The 2,047-nt window shown below is 61.5% G+C and carries 2 protein-coding genes; one reads left to right on the plus strand and one right to left on the minus strand.

Going from position 1 to position 2,047, the window contains the following annotated elements:
- Positions 1 to 208: 208 nt before the first annotated feature.
- Positions 209 to 670 carry a GNAT family N-acetyltransferase gene (locus LQV45_RS28050; RefSeq protein ID WP_230010198.1) on the minus strand — a complete coding sequence of 154 codons (462 nt, stop codon included), beginning with the start codon at positions 668 to 670 and terminating at the stop codon, positions 209 to 211.
- A gap of 252 nt (positions 671 to 922) precedes the next feature.
- Between LQV45_RS28050 and LQV45_RS28055 the strand changes: the two genes are divergently transcribed.
- Positions 923 to 1,798 carry a hypothetical protein gene (locus tag LQV45_RS28055; protein ID WP_230010199.1) on the plus strand — a complete coding sequence of 292 codons (876 nt, stop codon included), beginning with the start codon at positions 923 to 925 and terminating at the stop codon, positions 1,796 to 1,798.
- The last annotated feature ends 249 nt before the right edge of the window (positions 1,799 to 2,047 follow it).

Raw genomic sequence — 2,047 nt, forward strand, 5'->3', positions numbered from 1 at the left:
TCGCAAGGCCTAAGGGTTCCATTCGACGTAGCTGATGCTTTCCGTGGGGCGGCGTGAGCCCGCGCTGATCAGGAGTGGAACATGCGGAGAATCTACAGGGTATTGGATTGCACATCACGGTATTGACGCCGGCCGGTTGATGCCTCACCACGCGCTTCAACCTGCCTGCTAACTACCCAGCGCCCGCACAGCTTGCCCCTCGGGCATGTCATCTGGCGAGCGGTTTCACCAGGACCAGCGTGGGGCCATCCCAGTCGATCCGATTGAACTCTTGTAGCGGCAAGAATCCCGACCGAATATAGAAAGCCCTGGTCTGGGCGTAAGCGTCGTCCTCGAAGGATGGACCAACGGTATGGACCTGAAGCAGCCCGCAATCATCGGAGACGAGTACCTCCTCGACCGCCGTGACGAGAGAGGCTCCGATACCAGCGCCGCGGCGGCCGGCGTGCACTGCGATCAGTGCCAGCTCAGCGGACTCCGGGAAGTGGCGATCCACAAGTGCAACCCCCACGACTTCGCCGCGCATCACGGCGAGAAATGAGTCCCGCCGCGATGCACTGTCAACATAGTTGAGAATGGCTTCTTCGATGCCGAACCAGCCTGGTAAGGAGCGCAAGATTCGATCTACGGAAGCGGGGTCCTGGCGGCGTTCAATCTCAAGTGCGGACATCAAGCGAGTACATCACACGCCTCATTAGTGTGGCTGATCCGGTCTCGTTAGAGAGCTCTGACCAGGCATATGTGAAATGGGTACAGTCTTCTTCTCGCTGTCGTCCGGACTACATGGCGATTAGCGGAGGCGGGTATTCCGAGGGGCCGTGCCGGTAAGCGCTGTCTAGTCCCGACGGGTCATAGGATGTCTGGAACAGCAGCTGGGCTCGGCGAAGCTACGCGAGCCTCATGGCGGGGAAGGTGGCGCGGTGTGTTCTCACTCGGCATCGAGATAGGACCTCAACTGGCGGTCAGGCAGGCGGCCTGGTTTGCCCCGACGCACCAGCCGTTCCTGATCCCGAAGGGCGGCGCGGAGACCTTCGGGATAGCGCCTTTGAGCGAAGAACTCCCCGCCGAACTCAGGGATACCTTCGAAATCTACAATGTGCCGGACGAGCTCGACTGCATCCTGATCGGCGAGGAGGAGTTCAATGACCTGGGGCGCTCAGCCAGGTCGGACCTCGTTCGGAGTCAGATCTGCCTCGCACGGGGAGCCATCCCCTCCGTTCGAAGCGCCCCGGCGGACGTACGCACCCGAGTGTCGACGCAGGCTGACGGGCATCGCTTTGTGTGGTGGCCCTCGTTGCTGGAGGGACATCAGGAAGCTGTCCTCGGCGCCTACCTTCGCTTCGGCCGACGGCCCAGCAGGCACCTAGAGGTCCCCGAAAACGTCTGGGATAACGCCCGTGCGATTCTGCCGGGGGCTAGGACGCTGGCGGGCACTTTCCCTCGCGCCAGCGGCCCGAACTGTTTCGGGACGGTGATGGCGGCAGCTGGTCGAGCGGAAGCTGCTGACGTTTGGATGCTTCAGAAGCCTTTCGAGGACTGGCTTTCCGCGGCCGCTGAAGTGGGCGGAAAGGACAAGGACCCGGGTACCGTGCTCGTCTGGCGCTCTCCCAGGGGGTTGGCGCAGCATGCCGCTGTAACTATCGGAGGCGGATACGCGCTGCACAAACCCTCCCAAGGCTGGATGAGCCCGCGGAAAGTCCTCACCGTCAAGGAAGTCGTCGCCAGCGCCAGGCAGCCAGGCCGTCGACTAAACCGATATGTGCTGACCGGCTCCCCGGGACACCGTTTCCAAGAGTGATTTCCGATTTCCGGGACAGTCGAGCCCCCTCACATGTGGTCCTAAATCAGGCCGTCGCAGTGGTCCTGGTTGAACGTACTGGCCGGAACAGACATGCAGAACCTCCTAAAAAGCTGTCTTGGAAAACAACAGCTTTCCAAGACACTGCCCTGGACCTCTGCGGAGCCATCGGGTAGATGAGAAAGTCGGGCTCGCCGATGTCTTGAAAAGTCGCCTCATCATGCCCGCGCGCTTTGAGCCCACGGGTAT

The organism is Microbacterium sp. Bi128 (genome assembly GCF_918698205.1).